This window comes from Novosphingobium sp. PC22D, from assembly GCF_002556635.1.
In the GTDB taxonomy this organism is placed as follows: domain Bacteria; phylum Pseudomonadota; class Alphaproteobacteria; order Sphingomonadales; family Sphingomonadaceae; genus Novosphingobium.
Map to the genome: position 1 here is coordinate 1 of NZ_MWMO01000013.1, position 16,774 is coordinate 16,774.

The window sequence follows — 16,774 nt, forward strand, 5'->3', positions numbered from 1 at the left end:
GGCTATACCAAGGACTGGCCGGTCGAACGCTACCTGCGCGACGCCAAGCTGCTCGACATCGGCGCGGGCACCAACGAGATCCGGCGCATGCTGATCGGCAGGGAACTGATCGGCGCCGGCACCTGAGATCGGCAGTCCGGGCCAGCGCCAGGGGCCGCTGCACCGCAGCTCAACAGGGCGCGAGACCGGACTTGGCGCCGATCGAGATGGCGATGGAATCGGCGCGGCGAAAGTGCTGGAGGCACCGCCGACCGACGTGGTCTGTCAGGATGACAAGATCATAATGACAAGGATGCACGGCGCGCGTTTCGACCCGCCTGATTCTCGGGTCAATTCGGTGCCGGCGCTTCATCCGCGATGCGTGGCAAGCGCCGCAGGCCTGACCCGCGCTTCACGAAACATATTGATATAATTTAATAAAATATCCCAAGCGCGGCTACCTTTGCTGCGCGTGCGGTCCGTCCTGTCCATCTTTTGACTTGCCAGCCAAATTTATTTCGATATCAATGTAATTCGTACTGACGCCCACCAGAAGGCGTCAACCTTTGGGAGAGGAGATGGTCATGCGGCCTTCAAGAAAGACGATGGGCACGAGTCTGTTCGCGGTTATGGCGACCGCCTTTTTTCCGGCCGCAGCATTGGCGCAGGAAACCGCTGGGTCGACGGATACCGGCCAATCACAGGCGACGAAGGCCAATGACGGCTTCGGCGAAATCCTCGTTTACGCCCAGCGCAAGTCACGGGGCGAAGCGTTGCAGGATGTGCCGATGGCGATCACCGCCGTGAACTCCGAGGCACTCGAACAAGCCCATGCCGTGGACATCCGTGACGTGGGACGCCTCGTGCCGAACGCGCAGCTTGACGGCGTCGGGACCTTCCCCGGCTTCGCCAATTTCTTCATGCGCGGTGTCGGCGTCAGCACCAGCGTGCGCTCGCTCGATCCCGCGATCAACATCGTTCAGGACGGCATGGTCATCGGCTATCAGGCCGGCGCCGTGCTCGACACGTTCGACACGGAAAGCGTCGAGGTGCTTCGCGGGCCGCAGGGCGTGCTGTTCGGTCGCAATGCGTCCGGCGGTGTCGTTAGCCTCCGTTCCAAGCGGCCGACCGGCGACTTTTCAGCGGAGCTGAAGCTGACGATCGGCAATGAAGGCACGGTCGAAACGCGTAGCGCCGTTGAAGGCGCTGTCGTCGAGGACAAGATTCTGGCGCGCTTCGCGGTGCTGACGCGAAACAACAACGGCTTCTTCACCAACGATAACAACGGCACCTTCGTGGTCGTGCCTTCGAGCGTGAACGTCAATCCGACCGGTGCCGACGCGGCCCGGCATGAGGTGGAGTCCGTCGCCGACACCAACGAGATCGTGGTCAAGTCGACCTGGGTGTTCAACTTGGCCGAGGGATCGCAATTCACCCTGCTCGGTCAGTATCTGAACTTTGACGACGGCGGTGGGCCGACCCGCACCTATTATGTGCCGGGCACGCCGGAGCGGCAGCTTCAGACCGTCTGGGGCTGGTATCCCGAACAGAAGAAATGGGGCGTGAACCTCGGCGATTCCGGCTACACCAAGATCAAGGGCTATCACCTGATCGGCGAGCTGGAACAGGATGCCGGACCCGGTACGCTGACTGTGCTCGGTGCCTATCGCCGCATCAAATATGATGCGACGCTGAACGTCGGCGGCGATCCGTTCAACGTCCTGCTGTTCCCCGACAACCGCGAGAAGGCGACGCAGGAGAGCCTCGAGGCGCGGTACAATGTCGATCTGACCGATCGCCTGTCGCTCCTCGTCGGCGGCTTTTACTTCCACCTCGACACCGACGTGACCGAAAAACGCCTGCTGCGTCTCGCCACGTCGACGACCGACAAGCGCTATACGCTGAACGTCTGGAACTAGGACATCAAGTCCTTCGCCTTCTTCGGCAACATTGATTACGAACTACTCGACAACCTGACGCTCTCCGCCGGTATCCGCTACAGCAAGGATACCAAGAAGATACACATCCTGCCGCTGACGAACTGCCCGGGCCAGAGCTTTGACTCCTGTCCCAGCGATTTCCTCGACGCGAAGCAGTCGTGGGACGATGTCTCGCCACGCTTCGTAGTCAATTATGCGATCAACCCGAATGTCCGCGTCTATGCAAGCTACTCGCGCGGCTATCGCGCAGGCAACTTCAACGCGCGCGCGCCATCGGCGGGCGGCGCTGTCACGCCGGCCAGTCCCGAGACGGTGAGTTCGTACGAGGCGGGCGTGAAGTCGGACCTGTTCGGCAACACGGTGCGGATCAACGTCAACTATTTCTACCAGAAGTATGACGATATCCAGCGCTTGGTCCAGTTCGCGGTGCCCGGTGAATCGCCGCTGCAGCAGTTGTTCAACGCGGCCTCGGCGACGATCCAGGGCATTGAGCTGGAAACGGCATTCCGGCCGGTTCGGGGGCTGCGGCTCGATGCCAACGTCGGATATACCGACGCGAAGTACGATTCCTTCGACAACCTGACGGGGCTCGAGCCCGGACAGGATTCGACGGACCTGAGGTTCGACCGCGTGCCCAAGTGGACGGCTTACGCCGGGGCCACATACGACATGGACGTGGGGGCCTCGGACAAGCTTTCGTTCCACGCCGGTTATTCTTGGCGGTCGCACGTCTACACCGACGTTCTCAACACGCCGGTGCTGGAACAGGATGACTACGGCCTGCTCGACGCGAGCGTGACCTATGAGCGTGAGAACTGGACGTTCGGCATTTTCGGTCGCAACATCGCAAACACCGAATATGCCGAGATCAAATCGGCGGGCCTCGGCTACAACGCGTTCGGCGGCAGTCCCCGCTACTACGGAGCCGAGATCGGAGTCCGGTTTTGATCCCCGCGCGGTCGCGCGAGACGGTCGACATGGCAGACCTCGCGCGCCGCGCGGCGCTCACCGACCTGCAGCTTGATTACGCCTTCGGGATCGATAGCCGCGACTGGGCGCGCTATCGATCCGTTTTCACCGACATCGTCGACATGGACTTTTCGAGCTGGCATGGGGGCACGGCCTTGCGGATTCCGGCGGACGAATGGGTCGCCCAGGTCCGCGACCGGCAGTCGGGTTTCGACGGCACCCAGCATCTGCTGTCCAACCACCGCTTCGCTTTCGACGATGCCGGCGCGACCGGCACCGCCTATGTCGTCGCGCGCCACTATCTGAACGTCGACGGCGAGCCCCACGTCCAGGCGATCGGCGGCTATTATTTCCATCGGTTCGTAAGCGCGGCTGACGGCTGGAAGATCGCCGCGTGCACGCTCAATTTCCTATGGACGCAAGGCGATCGGAACTTGTTCCGCCATGCCGCCCGCCGCTGGGCGGACAAGTCATAGCTTGGCCAGTTGCTGGTCCACTCGTTTCATCGCCCGCCGGACCATCTCGATGTCATCGGCGCCGATCGCGTGGAACACCACATCGGTAACGCTCCGGCTGAGCGCGTTGCCTTCCTTTGCAACCTGCCGTCCCGTCTCCGTCAGGCGAGCCATGATCCGGCGCTGATCGTCGGGCGTCGGCTCGCGCACGATATAGCCCAGTTTCTCCAGCCGTTTGAGTTGGTGCGAGACTGTCGATTGCGGTAGCGCCATCGTCGATACGATATCACCGGCTGACATCTCCCCCTGTTCCAGAATCGCGACCAACAGTCGCGATTCGGTGAGGTCGATGCCCCACCGCTTCAGCAGCGGCTTGGTCACACGCAACAGGTGCGCGTTGATCCGGTGCACCAGAAAAGAGATGCGATCGGTCAGCGGCACCTGGGCCGTCTCTGGGATGTGGGCCGGTTCCTCCGAACGGTCAGTTGTCGTCATTGTCGAACTCGGGATAGCGACCGAGCAGGAGGATACTCCCCGCGGCGAGCACGAACAAGCCTGCCGCGATGTGAAAGCTTGCCGCGTAACTGTTCGTCCATTCGTTCACCCTCGAGAAAGCCGTCGGTGCCGTCGCGCTGCCAGTCGCCAGCGCGACGTAGCTCAGTGAATAAATTCGCGAGTAGGATGCAAGGCCAAAATAGCGCGCCGTCAGAAATGCCAGGACGTCGAGTTCGGCGCCGGCCGCGAGGCCCAGCAGTCCGCAGGCCATGACGAGCAGCCCGACATGGTTCGAGCTGGCGAGGATCAGGCATGCCAATGCCGGCAGGCTCAGCACGATGGCGGCCACGAGCGGCGCCCAGATGCGATCCATCAGGAAACCCGAGAGAATGCGGCCCGGCACCATCGCGATCGCAAAGACGCTGGCAATGGCCGCTGCCTCCGACACGCCGATGCCGCGATCGGTGAAGGCCGGCATCAGATTGGGGCCGGCGCCCGAGATCGCCAGATAGCCCATCAGGATCGAGAAAGTGAGGATCCAGAAGCGATAGCCCGAGAGCGCCTGCCGGGCGGTCAGTCCGCCCTTGAGGACGATGCGAGACCGTCCGCCGGGAATCGACGTCGCCGGCAGGAGCAGGGCCACCACCGGAACCGCCACGACGATCGGCATGGCGGCGATGACGCGCAGCGTGAAGCGCCAGCCATGACCGGGTTCGATCGCCGCGACGAGGTTGGGCAGGAGGAATGCGACGCCGGCAGTGCCGATCAGCGCGAGGCCGAGCGCGGTTCCGCGCGCCTTGTCGAACGACGAGGCGATGACCTGCGACCACAGTACCGGATTGGACCCGGCGCCGAGGATCGCGGCGAGCGCATACCCCAGCCAGAAGCCCGGAAGTGATTGGGCCAACGAAGCGAAGAAGAGGCCCGCCGCGACGCCGAACAACGAGGGGACGGCGATCCGGCGCGCGCCGAAGCGGTCGATCATCCAGCCCGTCACCGGGGCGGTCAGCGCCCCGATGCCGGAACTGAACAGGATGGCGAACTGGATGCTCGACCGGGTCCAGCCCGTGTCCGCTTCGATTGGCTTGGTCAGAGGCCCGATCGAGTAGAAGGGCAGGGCGATCGCGCTGCAGGCGACGCCGATGGCGCAGGCCAGGAGGATGGGCCAACCCCGGCGCAACTCGTCCCAGCCGTGAAAAGCTGCGCTCATCGCGCCACCTCCAGTTCCGTCGGCGCGAGGCCGTCGATCTGCATGAGGTAGCGGCCGGGCTCGGTCAGCGGCACCGCCGGCCCGAGCGCGCCAGTAAGCACCAGATCGCCCGGCCGCAGGCTGCGCCCGCGCGCTATCGAATCCTCCAGGAACCAGCGATAGATGCCAAGGACGCCGCCCAGGCAGTCAGCCGCGCTGCCCGTTGCGACCGTTTCGCCGTCGCGCGTCATGACCATGGAGGCCGCGGACAAGTCCACTTCCGTGGGAAGCGCGCTCTGCGGGCCGCGCACATGCCAGCCGCAACAGGCGTTGTCGGCGATCGCCTGATCCACGGACGCGGGCCAGCCGGCGATGCGGGAATCGGCGATCTCGAAGGCGGGCCAGATCCGCGCGATCGATCCCAGCAGCGTGGCTTCGTCGGCGCGCGGGTCGCACGCCTGGGCCAATTCCAGCATGATTTCGCCCTCCAGCCGGGGAGCGATCGCGCTCGCCAGGGCGAAGCGGGCGCCATCGCCAAGGCCGGCGTCGGCGAACAGACGCCCGACCATCGGCTCGCTCGCGCCGAATGCGTCCATCGCGGCGCGGGACGTCAGGCCGATCTTCCAGCCCGCCTGCGCCGTCCCCCTTGCGACGGCATGCGCGCCGAGCCCGTCGGACACGCAATAGGCTTGTTCGGCATCCGCGACGATTCCGTCGAGCGCGTCGCGATCGATCGGGCGAACGTCCAAACGGGCGCGCTCGAGCGCGTCGGCGAGAGCATCCATGGCGGGCACGCTCACAGTTCGACCTTCAACTGCCCGGCCCCGTCGCGCGCCGCTTCTTCGACCATGCGGTAAAACGCCAGCAGGCTCTCGTTCGGCCTGTAGACTTCGATCATATGGCCGAGCATCGGCCGGGTATCGACGTAGGTCGCGCCGCGCCCCTCCCGGGTCGTCAGCTCGGTTGCCGCCGGAAAGCCAAGCTTCGCGTACCACGCGACCATCGCATCATGATCGGCCGGCAGGATCGCCATGTGGTGCAGCCCTTCCTCGTGCGCGGCGAACATGTCGCGAAATGCGGAGGGCTCGTCTCCGTGCTGCTGCACCAATTCGATCTGGAGGTCCCCGATCTGGGCATGCGCGGCGCTCAGCGACAGCGTCGACGGCGTCCCGTGATAGCGCACGTCTTCCAGCGCGAGCCGCCGTCGCATGATGAACGGCCCGATGCCCCAAAGCGCATGGAAGCGTTCCACCGCCTCGTCGACGTCGCGGACATGATAGGCATTCTGAATGATCGCCTGACAGGCGGGCGTGGACGGAGTGAGCCGCATCTATCCCCTCGGATTCTATTTATATCGATTTCGATGCTTTATGCTTTGCGGCACGTTGTCAACTGGATTGGCTCCGGCTTTGCCCACGCCCCGTTTTGTCGCGCTTGCATTTATATTGATTTCGATATATCTGTTTGTGGCAGGATGAGGATAGACCGGAACGTGCCCGCATCGCCGCCTTATATCATTGAAAACGGAAAGCTATTCGATTCCGTGTGCGATACCGCGCGCGATGCCGCCATCGCTTTCGATCATGCCGTTGTCGCGATCGGCGCCGAGGCGGAGCAGTGGGCCGCGCGGCAGGATCACGTCGTGCGTATCGACGCGGCCGGCAAGACCGTGATGCCCGGTCTCATCGACGCGCATTGCCACATCAGCTTCGATGAACCGATGAGCAACGACGAGCTGTTCTTTCATCGTCGCGAGGGACTGGCCGCCATCGTCGCGGCGCATAATGCCCGCAAGGTGCTGCGCGCGGGCGTCACCACAATGTTCGACGCCGACACGATCTTCCGCGTTTCGCTCGACTTGCGTGACGCCATCGAGGGCGGGCTGGTCGAGGGGCCGCGCATGGCTTGCGGCGGCAACGCGCTTTTCACGTCCGTCGGCGGGACGGCGGGGATGCTGGTCCCCGACGAGGGGGCGATCGGCTACCTCAAGGTCACGCGCACCCGTGACGAGATCGTCACGGAAATCCGTCGCCAGGCGAAATATGGGGTCGACTGGATCAAGATTCACGCCACCGGCCTCATTCCCCGGCAGAAGCAGGCGGGGGAGATCCAGGTCTGGAACTACGACGAACTGAAGCTCGCCGCCGACACCGCACATGAACTGGGGCTGCCCATCGTCGGGCACTGCCGCAATGCCAGCAGCACCCGCGATTGCGCGCTCGCCGGCTTCGACATGATCCTGCACGCGACCTACATGGACGACGCCGCGCTCAAGGCCGTCATCGACGCACGCGTGCCGATCGTGCCCACACTTACCTTTCAGGCCGTCCTGGCCGACCACGGCGCGACGGTCGGCGCCAGCGCGTTCCTGCAGGACCTGTTCGCTCGGGAAGTGTCCGAAAGCAGCGTGATGCTGCGCGCCGCTTTCGACGGCGGCGCGCCGATCCTGTGCGGAAGCGAAAGCGGCTTTTCGATCACGCCTTATGGCGAGTGGCATTGGCGCGAGATGCAGGTCCTGGTCGAAAATCTCGGCCTCACGCCCGCGCAGGCCATCGCCAGCGCGACGCGTGAGAGCGCGCGCGTCCTGGGCTTCGGCGACCGCACCGGCACGCTGGAGCCAGGCAAGGCGGCCGACATCATCCTGGTCGACGGCGATCCGCTCGCCGACGTGACCGTTTTCGGGCGCGAAGACGCCGTCACGCACGTCTTCAAGGATGGCCGGGCGGTGGACCTCGCCACGCCGCTGCCCGAGCGGCGGCCGCTCCCCTCCTGGCGGGTGTCGCAATATTCCACCGTGATCGCGAGCCGCGCGGCGGCGATGCGCAACAAATGAGTTCGACGAATGTCCGCACATGAGATGACGACCATCGACGGCTGCATGCACGTCCTCAAGAGCCGCGACCTGCGGCAGGCGCTTTACGACGAGGCCGCGCTGATGATGGAGCACGCGCTGGTGAACCTGCACGGCGCCGAACATCGCGCGCGTCGCAACGTCGAGGCGAAGGTGTTCCGTAAGGACGTGTTCCTGCGCTATGAAAAGGAGGTGCTGCCCGCGACGCTCGAAGAGACGATCGCGCCGTATCTGGAAGCGGGACGCGGCGATCTCGTCGACATCGGCTACCGCATCATGATGAACCTGACGGTGGATTTCACAGGGATCGACCGCGCCGAACGCAGCGCGGAAGAAACCGAGGAGCTGATCCGCCTGCTCAAGGAATTCAGCCTGGCCCCCGCGCTCGGCCAGTCGCGCGGTGACGATGTCGAGGACAAGAAGGCGCGAATCCGGGCGGCGATGGCCACGTTTTCGGAGCGTTTCCTCGAGCCATCCATCGCCCGGCGGGAGACGCTGATCGCCGATGTCGAGGCGGGACGGCTGGCCGACGACGCGCTGCCGCGCGATGTCCTGACCATGCTGCTGCGCGAACGGGAGGCGATCGGCCTTAGCGAGGAGGCGCTGCTCCAGGAGGGGATCTTCTACGTTCTCGCGGGCGCGCATACGACGATCCACTCGCTCTCGCACGCCGTTCACGAATTGCTGACCTGGCTCGATGCGCACCCGGAGGACATCGCGCGGCTGCGCGAGGATCCCTTCTTCATCCAGCAATGCGTGTTCGAAAGCCTTCGTTTGCATCCTTCCAGCCCGGTCGCCCGGCGGCGGGCGCTTTGCCCCGTGCATCTGCCGGAAGGAGAAGACATTGCCGCCGGTGATGCGGTCACCGCCAATCTCTACGAGGCCAATCGTGACGAGACGATATTCGGCGCCGATGCCGGATCGTTCAATCCGCGCCGTCACGTGGAGGGCAAAGTCGCTCCGCACGGCGTGTCGATGGGGATGGGAATGCACGCCTGCCTCGGCCGCAATCTGGCGATCGGGGTGGAGCCGCGTCCCGGAACCAGCGCCGACGACCATCAGTTCGGCATCGTTCCGTTGATCGTGCGCGCGCTGCTGCAGGCCGGTGTCCGGCCCGACCCCGAAGGAAAAGCCAGAAAGGACGAGACCATCACCCGCATCACATGGGCCGAATATCCGGTACTGTTGCGTCCCGAGGAGGCCTTGCTGTGAGCGGGGCGGTCCGGCTGACGCGCTTCCGCGAATGCGAGGCGGCGCTGCGCAACCGCGACTTGCGGCAGGCGCTCTACGACGCGGGCAAGGTCGTGATGGAAGGCGTGCTTCTGGCCCTGCACGGCGATGAGCATGCCAAGCGCCGGGAAGTGGAAGTGCGCGTCTTTCGCCGCAATTTCTTCCGTTACTACGAAAAGGAAGTCTTCCCCGCGACGCTGGCCGAGACGATCGCGCCCTATGTGGAAAGCGGCGAGGCGGACCTGATCGCCATGGGCTATCGGCTCACGGTCAACCTGACCGCGGACTTCGCGGGGATCGACCGGCCGGAACGCAGCGGCGAGGAAACCGACCGCCTGATCACCTTGACGAAGAAGCTGAGCGAAGGCGCGACGATGGTGCATTCGACGCGCGACCCCGCCGAACTCAATGCCGAGGTGGCGCAGGCGCTCGCCGAACTGGACCGGGATTTTCTCGCTGCCTCGATCGCCCGGCGCAGGGCGCTGCTGGAGGCCGCCGGCACTGGCGACGATGACGCGGATCTCCCGCGCGACGTCCTCACCGTGATTCTGCGAGCCGAGGATGAACTGGAACTCGACGATGCCCAGCGCTTGCGCGAGATCGGCTTCTACCTGCAGGCGGGGGCTCACTCGACCGCAAATTCGGTGGTTCACGCGGTCGACGAGATACTGGGCTGGGCGGGTGACGACCCGGCGCGCTGGGACCGCCTAGACGATCCCATCTTCGTGCAGCAATGCGTCCACGAGAGCCTTCGGCTTCACCCCGCGAGCCCCGAGGCTTGGCGTCGGTCCCTGTGCCCCGTCGCGGTTCGCGAAGACGAAAGCGTCCCGGCGGACACCCGTGTCGAACTCGATCTGTTCCAGGCCAATCGCGACCGGGAGGTCTTCGGGGACGACGCCGACAGTTTCAATCCCGACCGCGAAGTGCCGTCCGGCGTGATGCGCTCGGCGCTGGCGTTCGGCATCGGCGTGCATAGCTGCCTCGGGCGCGAACTCGACGGGGGCGTTCTTGCCCGTGCCGGCAGCGATCCGGCGCGTGTGCAGTATGGCATCGTTCCGCTGATCGTCATCGAACTGCTTCGCCTCGGCGTGCGCAAGCGTCCCGATCGGCCTCCGGAGCCGGATGAATCCACCATCCGCCCCAACTACAAATCCTATCCCGTCACCTTCACGAGAGTTTCCCGATGACCCGGACCGCACTCGTCACCGGCGCGGCCCAGGGTATCGGTGCCGAGATCGCCGCGACCCTTTCCCGCCGCGGATACCGGCTCGCGCTGATGGATCGCGACGCCGACGCGGTGAACGAGGCCGCACGGGCTCTCCACGACGTGGTCGCGCTGCCGTGTGACGTCAGCGACGCTGCGGCGGTCGCATCGGCGTTCGAGGCGCTCGAGACGTGCCCGGACCTGGTCGTCAACAATGCCGGCGTCGTGCGTTTCGGACTCCTTGCCGATCAGAGCGTCGAGGACTTCGCCAAGGTCGTGTCGATCAACCTTGTGGGCGTGTACATCGTCACGCGCGAGGCCGTCCGCCGGATGCGCGAGCGCCGGTCGGGCCATGTCATCTCGCTTACGTCCATCAATGCTTACGGCCCCGGTCCGGGATCGGGCGCCTATCCCGCGACCAAGAGTGCGGTGAAGCAGTTGATGCGCCAGTTCAGTCTCGAATATGGCGACTGCGGCATCCGCTTCAATTCGATCGCGCCCGGCTTCATCGATGGCGGCATGTCGACCCCGATCTATGCCGACCCGAAGGTGCGCAAGGCGCGCAGCGCGGGCGTGCCGATCGGGCGGCTGGGCACGCCGGCCGATATCGCCGAGGCCGTGGCGTTCCTCGATTCAGAGGCGGGAGGGTATATCAACGGCCATGACCTAGTCGTCGACGGGGGCGTGACCAATGCCGTGCTGCGCAACCTGCCGCGCGAATGAGTGCCGCCGATCGCCATTGCGTGCTGCTGGCGGGCGGTTACTCCCACCCGTTCACCGAGACCGGCGACGTGCTGGCGATGCTCGCACGCGAGGCGGGCTGGCATGTCGATCGGCATGAGGAAGCGGAACCGGCGATCGATGCCCTGCAACCGGATACAGGGCTGTTCATCGCCAACGCGCTGTGGTGGTCGATGACCCAGCACGAGAAGTATGAGGCCGACCGACCGCAATGGTCGCGAACTCTCGGCGATGCACGGCTGGCAGCCGTCCGGCGCTTCGTCGAGGACGGCGGGGCGCTGTTGGCGGTCCATACCGCCGTCATCTGCTGGGACACGCAGCCCGGGTGGCGCGATCTGCTCGGTGGCGGCTGGCGCTGGCACCATTCCCATCACCCGCCCATGGGCGAGGCGCGGGTCCGACTGACGGACGCGGGCGCGGCGCTGGCGCCCGAAGCCGCCGGCGGTTTCACGCTGGTCGATGAGGTCTATCACGGGCTCGATCCGGCAGGTGATTGCGCCATCCTGGCCGAGGCCTGCGCGGATACCGACTTCGTCCCCGTCGCGTGGCTGCGCCGCGTGGGGAAGGGGACGGTCGCGGTCGATGCCCTGGGGCATGACGGACGCTCGCTGCGCCAGGCGGACCATCGGGCGCTGCTTCGCGCCGTGCTGAGGAGGGCGGCGGAGAATGTCGCTGCGTGACCGCACGGTCCTGATCGTCGGCTGCACCAGCGGCATCGGCGCCGCTGCCTATCGCCTTTGCGCGGAGGAGGGGGCCCGCGTCTTGGGTGTCGGCCGCAGAAAGGGCGAGGGCGAGGCGCTGGCGCGCGAATGCGGTGGCCGCTTCGCCCAAGTCGACATTCGCGACGAGGCGGCGGTCGATGCGTTTTTCGCCGGGCTGGCCGAAAACGGCGTGACTTTGGATGGGGCGATCAACAATGCGGCGACCACCCAAGACGCCGCGCCGATCGATGCCCTGGGCCTTGAACTGTTCGATCGGGTCTTCGCGCTCAACGTGCGCGCGCTGTTCCATTGCCTTGCGCGCGAGACCGCGATGATGCGCGGCGGGGGCGGTTCCATCGTCAACATCGCCTCGATTGCCGGACGTCGGGGTTTTGCCGGGCTGGCCGCCTATTCGGCCAGCAAGCACGCGGTGATCGGACTCACCCGGTCCGCTGCGCTCGACGGCGCCGGGGACGGCATTCGGGTCAACGCGGTCTGCCCCGGCACGACCCGCACGGAGATGTTCGCGCAGCAAATGAAGACTCGGCCCGGCGGCGAGGCGGCGACCGTGCGCGGCATACCGCTCGGCCGGGCCGCCGATCCGGACGAGCCGGCCCGTGCGGCGGTATGGCTGCTGTCGGATCAGGCAAGCTTCGTGACGGGTGAGATCGTCACGGTCGATGGCGGACGAACGATCGCCTAGGACGGCTCGCGTCGGTACAATTCGCAATCGTGCCCGACGACGCAGATCCGGCTCGGCTTCGCCAAGGCTTCGCAGGCCGCGAGCGCGCCGTCGGGGTCGCGGAACCAGAACTCCTCCACTTTCGCGCAGTCGAGCCCCCAGAGCTGTCCGCCCGGCCTGGGCAATGGCCGGGAGCGCACATGCCCTGCGATGCCGGGGGGCGTCGGGAGCGGCGTGTCGTCCCAGGCGAAGCAGAAGGCATGCCACCGCGCGGCCGGATCGGCGGCCATGATCGTCACCTCTGCCAGCGATGCGCAGTGCAGTGCGATCGGCTCGGCGAATGTGTCTTCCTCGTCGCGTTCCATGACTGCTTGCGACGAGCGATCCGCGAAATGCGCGTGGCGGTGCGCGATCGAGCGATGCCAGATCATCCCGACGCCATCGTGATCCCCCAACCATCCGCGCTGATCCCGCGAAGGCGCGATCAGGTCGCAGTGCACATAGCGCGCGACATTGCGCCAGCGCGGCTGCGCCATGCCGAGCGCCCCGTGCTGCCGCCAGCGAGCCGTCCAATCCTCTCGCGAGAAAGCCGGATTCCGACGCGTGAGATAGACGAGTTTCGGCGAAGTGAGCGACATGGCGAGGGCATTGCATATTATATCGATATCAATATATCAAGAGGAATGGTCGAGCTCTCCCCCTTGCTGTCCCCTTTTTCACTGGGCCGCCTTACCGTGCGCAACCGCGTGGTGATGGCGCCGATGACGCGGGAGATGTCGCCCGGCGGCGTTCCAGGTCCGGACGTGCGCGACTACTATGCGCGACGGGCACGCGGCGGCGTGGGTCTCATCATCACCGAGGGCGCATCGGTCGATCTGGCGGGCAGTTTCGGATCGCGCGTGCCCCGTCTGTATGGACGCGACGCGATCGCGGCCTGGCGGGAGGTCGTCTCGGCGGTTCATGACGAGGGAGCCGCGATCTTCGCGCAGCTCTGGCATGTCGGCGCGTTCTCGCCGTCGCTCATCGGCATGGTCGACACGCTGCCTGCCGACGTTGCGCGCCTCAGCCCCTCGGGGCTCGCGGCGCCGGATCGACCGTTCGGCAGGGCAATGACGGAGGCCGACATCGCGCATGCCGTCGCCGCTTTCGCTGCCGCGGCAGCCGCCGCCCAGGATGCCGGCTTCGACGGGATCGAGGTTCACGGCGCTCACGGCTATCTGCCGGACCAGTTCATGTGGGAAGGCACCAACCTTCGAGACGACCGCTATGGCGGCACGATCGAGGCGCGGATGCACTTCCCCGTCGAACTGGTCGAGGCGATTCGCCGGCGCACGGGCAACGGCTTCGTCATCGGCTTTCGCCTGTCGCAGTGGAAGCAGCTCGACTACGCGGCGCGGCTCGCGCCCGATCCCGACACGCTTGCCCTTTATGTGCGACCGCTCGCCGAGGCCGGCGTCGACGTGTTCCACGCCTCCACGCGCCGCTTCTGGGAGCCCGAGTTTCCAGGCGATCCGCGCAACCTCGCTGGCTGGGTCCGGGCGCTTGGTGGTCGGCCGGTCATCACCGTTGGGTCCGTTACGCTCGACGTCGACTTCAAGGCGCCCAGCGGCAAGCTGGCGGCCAAGGCCCAGCTCGATCATCTCGCGATGCTGGAAGATGGCCTTGCGCGGCAGCACTTCGATCTGATTGCCATCGGACGGTCGCTGCTGGCGAACCCCGACTGGGTGCACAGGCTGGAGCGTAGCGCGCTCGCCGGGCTGGAGGCCTTCGACCGCACCATGATCGACAAACTGAACTGACACGACCAGGGAGACACGGGATGCGAACCATCGAGGGACTAAGCGCGCTGATTACCGGGGGCGGATCGGGGCTGGGCCTCGCCATGGCGCACCATCTTGCCGAGCGCGGCGCCAAAGTGACGATCTCCGGAAGGCGCGAGGCGAAACTGCGCGAGGCGGCGGACGAGGTCGGCTGCGGATGGGTCGTCGGCGATGTCACCGAGGCCGCCGATCGCGAGCGCATGATCGCGCGGGCAGTCGAATATGGCGGTGGTCTCCACGCGCTCGTCAACAATGCGGGCAACATGTACCGCGCGCCGCTCGAAACGCTTGAGGAGAAACGGCTGCTCGATTTGTTCCACAGCAACGTGGTCGGGGCGATGATGCTGACGGCGCTGGCGGTCCCACACCTCGAGGCGGGCGAAGGGGCGGTCATCTTTCTCGGCTCCGGTCATACGCGCCGCGCGTTTCCCAATGCGTCGCCCTATGCGGCGACGAAGGCCGCGGTGCAGACCTTGACGCAGGTCCTGGCGGCCGAACTCGGCCCCAGGGGCATCCGCGTCAATTGCGTGATTCCCGGCGGCGTGGCGACGGAGATCAACGTCAGGGCCGGTCTCGTTACCGCCGAGGAAGCGGTGGCGCGGCAGTCGGCGATGCTGCCCATGCAGGCCCTCGACCGGCTGGGCACGGGCGAGGACGTCGCCGAGGCCGTGGCCTATCTGATTTGCGCCGAATGGGTGACGGGCGCGATCGTCGACGTCGACGGCGGACTGGGGCTGGGAATCTCGCGCGATTAGAGCCGCAGCAGCCGGCGGGCGTTGTCCGCCAGCGGCGCGTCGATGACGGGGAGCGTGAACCGTTCCGGCGCGTCCCACCCGGCGAAGTTGGTGCCGTAGACGAGCCGCGACGTGCCCACTCGCCGCGCCAGCAGCGCCAGCGCCTCGTCGTCATGCATGTGGATATCGAACCACAACTTGCGCGCTTCTTCTTCGAAGGCGCCGTCCGCCCTCAGATAGTCCGCCACCCATGGCCGTTTGTGCGCGGCATGACGGAGCCGCCCCCAGACGAGCGCCAACGCGCCGCCGCCATGGCTGATGCAAATGTCGATGCCGGGGTGGCGGTGCAGCACTCCGCCGAAGATGAGCGTGGCGACGGCGATCGTCTCCTGCATCGTGAAGCCGGCCAGAATGTCCAGTTCGTATTTCTTCAGCGCCGGACTGCCAGCCGGGCCGTCGATGCCGGCCGGGGCGGGATGGAGGAACAGCGGGACGTCCAGTTCCACCACGCGCGCGTAAAACGGGTCCATCGCGGGATCGTCGAGGCCGAGCGGCAGGTCGGTGCCGATATAGGCGGCGCGCAGGCCCAGGTCGCGCACGGCCCGATCGAGCTCCTCGATTGCGGCGGGAATGTCCTGCATCGGCAGACAGGCACTGCCTGCCAGCCGGTCGGGATAGGCGGCGACGAGATCGGCCATGGCGTCGTTGTGGCGACGGCAGAACCGCGTGGCTTCCTCGGCAGGAATGTAATGGAAATAAGTGAGCGGGTTGGGCGACAGCAACTGGAATGCGATGCCGCTGCGGTCCATCGCCACAAGCCGCACCTCGGGCTCCATGAATGCGCTGCCGCGATAGCGGACGTTGCGCAGTCGATACTCTCCGATGCGGAAGACCGGGGTGCCGTCTTCCTCCTCGAAGAGCCATGGGCCGAAGCGCCCCGCCTGTTCGAACGTTTGCGGCAGCACCGCATGCGCGTGGATGTCGATGACCGAAGCGTCGGACGCGCTCATGCGTAACCTCTGACCAGGCCGCCATCGACCTGAATTGCGGTTCCGGTGAGATAGGTCGCGGCGTCGGAGGCGAGAAAGGCGACGACATTGGCGATTTCCTCGACCTCGCCCAGGCGTCCGAGCGGAATGGTGTCGGCGATCGCCTTGCTTACGGCCTCCCCGCTGCGCCCTTCGGCTTTCGCGCGACTGGCGACCAACTGATCGACGCGCGCGGTCCGCGTCCAGCCGGGGCAGACGGTGTTGACCAGCACATTGTCCGGCGCGACTTGCTCCGCCAGCGTCTTGGCCCAGCCGAGCACGGCCATGCGAATGCTGTTCGACAGCGAGAGCCCGGGCACCGGCTGTTTCACGCCGTAGGATGAGATCGTGACGATGCGGCCCCATCGCGCCGCTCGCATGGCCGGCAATACCGCGCGGCTCGCGCGCACCGCCGACATCAGCGTCAGGTCGACCGCCGCTTGCCAGTCGGCGTCGCTCAGGCTGTCGATCGGGCCGGGCTTGGGGCCGCCCGCATTGTTGATCAGCATCTCGATCGGACCGAACGCGGTGACGACCTGTTCGACCGCGTCGTCGATCTCGCTGGCCCGGGTAACGTCGCAACGCACGGCGCGGCTTCCCGGCATCGTCGCGGATGCGGCCGCCAGCCGCTCGGGATCGCGCGCGCAGATCGCGACCCGGGCCCCCTCGGCGTGCAGCCGTTGCGCGGTGGCAAGGCCAATGCCGTCGCTACCCGCCATGACGAACGCGACGCGTCCCTCGAGTCCCAGATCCATG

The 16,774-nt window shown here is 66.0% G+C and carries 19 protein-coding genes; 12 read left to right on the plus strand and 7 right to left on the minus strand.

Features of this window, described 5'->3' with window-relative positions:
• The 4 genes from B2G71_RS17035 to B2G71_RS17050 form a co-directional block, all read left to right on the plus strand.
• A partial coding sequence (locus B2G71_RS17035) for an acyl-CoA dehydrogenase family protein (protein ID WP_276306930.1) occupies positions 1–126 on the plus strand: 126 nt, incomplete at its 5' end.
• Positions 127–563: 437 nt separating this feature from the next.
• Positions 564–1,898, plus strand: a complete 1,335-nt coding sequence (locus B2G71_RS17040) for a TonB-dependent receptor plug domain-containing protein (RefSeq protein WP_168176394.1) — start codon at positions 564–566, stop codon at positions 1,896–1,898.
• Positions 1,899–1,901: 3 nt separating this feature from the next.
• Entirely contained in the window at positions 1,902–2,867 is a 966-nt protein-coding gene (locus B2G71_RS17045; protein ID WP_098107890.1) for a TonB-dependent receptor, read from the plus strand.
• Positions 2,868–2,896: 29 nt separating this feature from the next.
• Positions 2,897–3,364, plus strand: coding sequence for a nuclear transport factor 2 family protein (locus B2G71_RS17050; RefSeq protein ID WP_141521594.1), 468 nt, complete (start codon positions 2,897–2,899; stop codon positions 3,362–3,364).
• Here B2G71_RS17050 and B2G71_RS17055 read toward each other — a convergent pair.
• Genes B2G71_RS17055 through B2G71_RS17070 form a run of 4 tightly spaced genes read right to left on the minus strand, consistent with a single transcriptional unit; the run spans position 3,359 to position 6,357 of the window.
• A complete protein-coding gene (locus B2G71_RS17055; RefSeq protein WP_098107893.1) occupies positions 3,359–3,838 on the minus strand; it encodes a MarR family winged helix-turn-helix transcriptional regulator in 480 nt (159 codons plus the stop codon). The genes B2G71_RS17050 and B2G71_RS17055 overlap by 6 nt on opposite strands.
• The gene (locus B2G71_RS17060; protein ID WP_098107895.1) at positions 3,825–5,048 is read right to left on the minus strand and encodes an MFS transporter; all 1,224 of its coding nucleotides are present in this window, start codon (positions 5,046–5,048) and stop codon (positions 3,825–3,827) included. Before B2G71_RS17060 ends, B2G71_RS17055 begins: the two co-directional genes overlap by 14 nt.
• Positions 5,045–5,827 carry a fumarylacetoacetate hydrolase family protein gene (locus B2G71_RS17065; RefSeq protein ID WP_141521595.1) on the minus strand — a complete coding sequence of 261 codons (783 nt, stop codon included), beginning with the start codon at positions 5,825–5,827 and terminating at the stop codon, positions 5,045–5,047. The genes B2G71_RS17060 and B2G71_RS17065 overlap by 4 nt, the downstream gene beginning before the upstream one ends.
• Positions 5,824–6,357 carry a VOC family protein gene (locus tag B2G71_RS17070; RefSeq protein ID WP_098108050.1) on the minus strand — a complete coding sequence of 178 codons (534 nt, stop codon included), beginning with the start codon at positions 6,355–6,357 and terminating at the stop codon, positions 5,824–5,826. The genes B2G71_RS17065 and B2G71_RS17070 overlap by 4 nt, the downstream gene beginning before the upstream one ends.
• Positions 6,358–6,570: 213 nt before the next feature.
• Between B2G71_RS17070 and B2G71_RS17075 the strand changes: the two genes are divergently transcribed.
• From B2G71_RS17075 to B2G71_RS17100, 6 genes are read left to right on the plus strand one after another with little or no spacing between them, the layout of a single operon-like run.
• Complete coding sequence (locus B2G71_RS17075; protein ID WP_168176395.1) at positions 6,571–7,860, plus strand: amidohydrolase family protein; 1,290 nt, start codon at positions 6,571–6,573, stop codon at positions 7,858–7,860.
• Between the two features lie 9 nt (positions 7,861–7,869).
• Entirely contained in the window at positions 7,870–9,090 is a 1,221-nt protein-coding gene (locus B2G71_RS17080) for a cytochrome P450 (protein ID WP_098107899.1), read from the plus strand.
• On the plus strand, positions 9,087–10,295 hold the full coding sequence (locus B2G71_RS17085) for a cytochrome P450 (protein ID WP_206049439.1): 1,209 nt from the start codon (positions 9,087–9,089) through the stop codon (positions 10,293–10,295). Before B2G71_RS17080 ends, B2G71_RS17085 begins: the two co-directional genes overlap by 4 nt.
• Positions 10,292–11,035 carry an SDR family oxidoreductase gene (locus B2G71_RS17090; RefSeq protein ID WP_098107902.1) on the plus strand — a complete coding sequence of 248 codons (744 nt, stop codon included), beginning with the start codon at positions 10,292–10,294 and terminating at the stop codon, positions 11,033–11,035. Before B2G71_RS17085 ends, B2G71_RS17090 begins: the two co-directional genes overlap by 4 nt.
• Complete coding sequence (locus B2G71_RS17095; RefSeq protein WP_098107904.1) at positions 11,032–11,733, plus strand: ThuA domain-containing protein; 702 nt, start codon at positions 11,032–11,034, stop codon at positions 11,731–11,733. The genes B2G71_RS17090 and B2G71_RS17095 overlap by 4 nt, the downstream gene beginning before the upstream one ends.
• A complete protein-coding gene (locus B2G71_RS17100) occupies positions 11,720–12,457 on the plus strand; it encodes an SDR family oxidoreductase (protein ID WP_098107905.1) in 738 nt (245 codons plus the stop codon). Before B2G71_RS17095 ends, B2G71_RS17100 begins: the two co-directional genes overlap by 14 nt.
• Here the strand turns inward: B2G71_RS17100 and B2G71_RS17105 are convergent.
• Positions 12,454–13,074 carry an EthD domain-containing protein gene (locus B2G71_RS17105; protein WP_098107907.1) on the minus strand — a complete coding sequence of 207 codons (621 nt, stop codon included), beginning with the start codon at positions 13,072–13,074 and terminating at the stop codon, positions 12,454–12,456. The genes B2G71_RS17100 and B2G71_RS17105 overlap by 4 nt on opposite strands.
• Positions 13,075–13,119: 45 nt before the next feature.
• Between B2G71_RS17105 and B2G71_RS17110 the strand changes: the two genes are divergently transcribed.
• Positions 13,120–14,235 (plus strand): 12-oxophytodienoate reductase, encoded by a 1,116-nt coding sequence (locus tag B2G71_RS17110; protein ID WP_098107908.1) that lies wholly within the window; start codon positions 13,120–13,122, stop codon positions 14,233–14,235.
• Between the two features lie 20 nt (positions 14,236–14,255).
• Positions 14,256–15,011, plus strand: coding sequence for an SDR family oxidoreductase (locus B2G71_RS17115; protein WP_098107910.1), 756 nt, complete (start codon positions 14,256–14,258; stop codon positions 15,009–15,011).
• On the opposite strand, the gene B2G71_RS17120 is transcribed toward B2G71_RS17115, so the two are convergent.
• Positions 15,008–16,000 (minus strand): amidohydrolase family protein, encoded by a 993-nt coding sequence (locus B2G71_RS17120; protein WP_098107911.1) that lies wholly within the window; start codon positions 15,998–16,000, stop codon positions 15,008–15,010. The genes B2G71_RS17115 and B2G71_RS17120 overlap by 4 nt on opposite strands.
• Positions 15,997–16,773 carry an SDR family oxidoreductase gene (locus B2G71_RS17125; RefSeq protein WP_098107913.1) on the minus strand — a complete coding sequence of 259 codons (777 nt, stop codon included), beginning with the start codon at positions 16,771–16,773 and terminating at the stop codon, positions 15,997–15,999. The genes B2G71_RS17120 and B2G71_RS17125 overlap by 4 nt, the downstream gene beginning before the upstream one ends.
• Between the last annotated feature and the right edge of the window lies 1 nt (position 16,774).

Bases quoted from the DNA above. Each gene is read 5' to 3' on its own strand.
- B2G71_RS17070 (WP_098108050.1), bottom strand. From the start codon at position 6,357: ATGCGGCTCACTCCGTCCACGCCCGCCTGTCAGGCGATCATTCAGAAT.
- B2G71_RS17105 (WP_098107907.1), bottom strand. From the start codon at position 13,074: ATGTCGCTCACTTCGCCGAAACTCGTCTATCTCACGCGTCGGAATCCG.
- B2G71_RS17055 (WP_098107893.1), bottom strand. From the start codon at position 3,838: ATGACGACAACTGACCGTTCGGAGGAACCGGCCCACATCCCAGAGACG.
- B2G71_RS17040 (WP_168176394.1), top strand. From the start codon at position 564: ATGCGGCCTTCAAGAAAGACGATGGGCACGAGTCTGTTCGCGGTTATG.
- B2G71_RS17115 (WP_098107910.1), top strand. From the start codon at position 14,256: ATGCGAACCATCGAGGGACTAAGCGCGCTGATTACCGGGGGCGGATCG.
- B2G71_RS17110 (WP_098107908.1), top strand. From the start codon at position 13,120: ATGGTCGAGCTCTCCCCCTTGCTGTCCCCTTTTTCACTGGGCCGCCTT.
- B2G71_RS17050 (WP_141521594.1), top strand. From the start codon at position 2,897: ATGGCAGACCTCGCGCGCCGCGCGGCGCTCACCGACCTGCAGCTTGAT.
- B2G71_RS17060 (WP_098107895.1), bottom strand. From the start codon at position 5,048: ATGAGCGCAGCTTTTCACGGCTGGGACGAGTTGCGCCGGGGTTGGCCC.
- B2G71_RS17100 (WP_098107905.1), top strand. From the start codon at position 11,720: ATGTCGCTGCGTGACCGCACGGTCCTGATCGTCGGCTGCACCAGCGGC.
- B2G71_RS17095 (WP_098107904.1), top strand. From the start codon at position 11,032: ATGAGTGCCGCCGATCGCCATTGCGTGCTGCTGGCGGGCGGTTACTCC.
- B2G71_RS17120 (WP_098107911.1), bottom strand. From the start codon at position 16,000: ATGAGCGCGTCCGACGCTTCGGTCATCGACATCCACGCGCATGCGGTG.
- B2G71_RS17080 (WP_098107899.1), top strand. From the start codon at position 7,870: ATGTCCGCACATGAGATGACGACCATCGACGGCTGCATGCACGTCCTC.
- B2G71_RS17090 (WP_098107902.1), top strand. From the start codon at position 10,292: ATGACCCGGACCGCACTCGTCACCGGCGCGGCCCAGGGTATCGGTGCC.
- B2G71_RS17125 (WP_098107913.1), bottom strand. From the start codon at position 16,773: ATGGATCTGGGACTCGAGGGACGCGTCGCGTTCGTCATGGCGGGTAGC.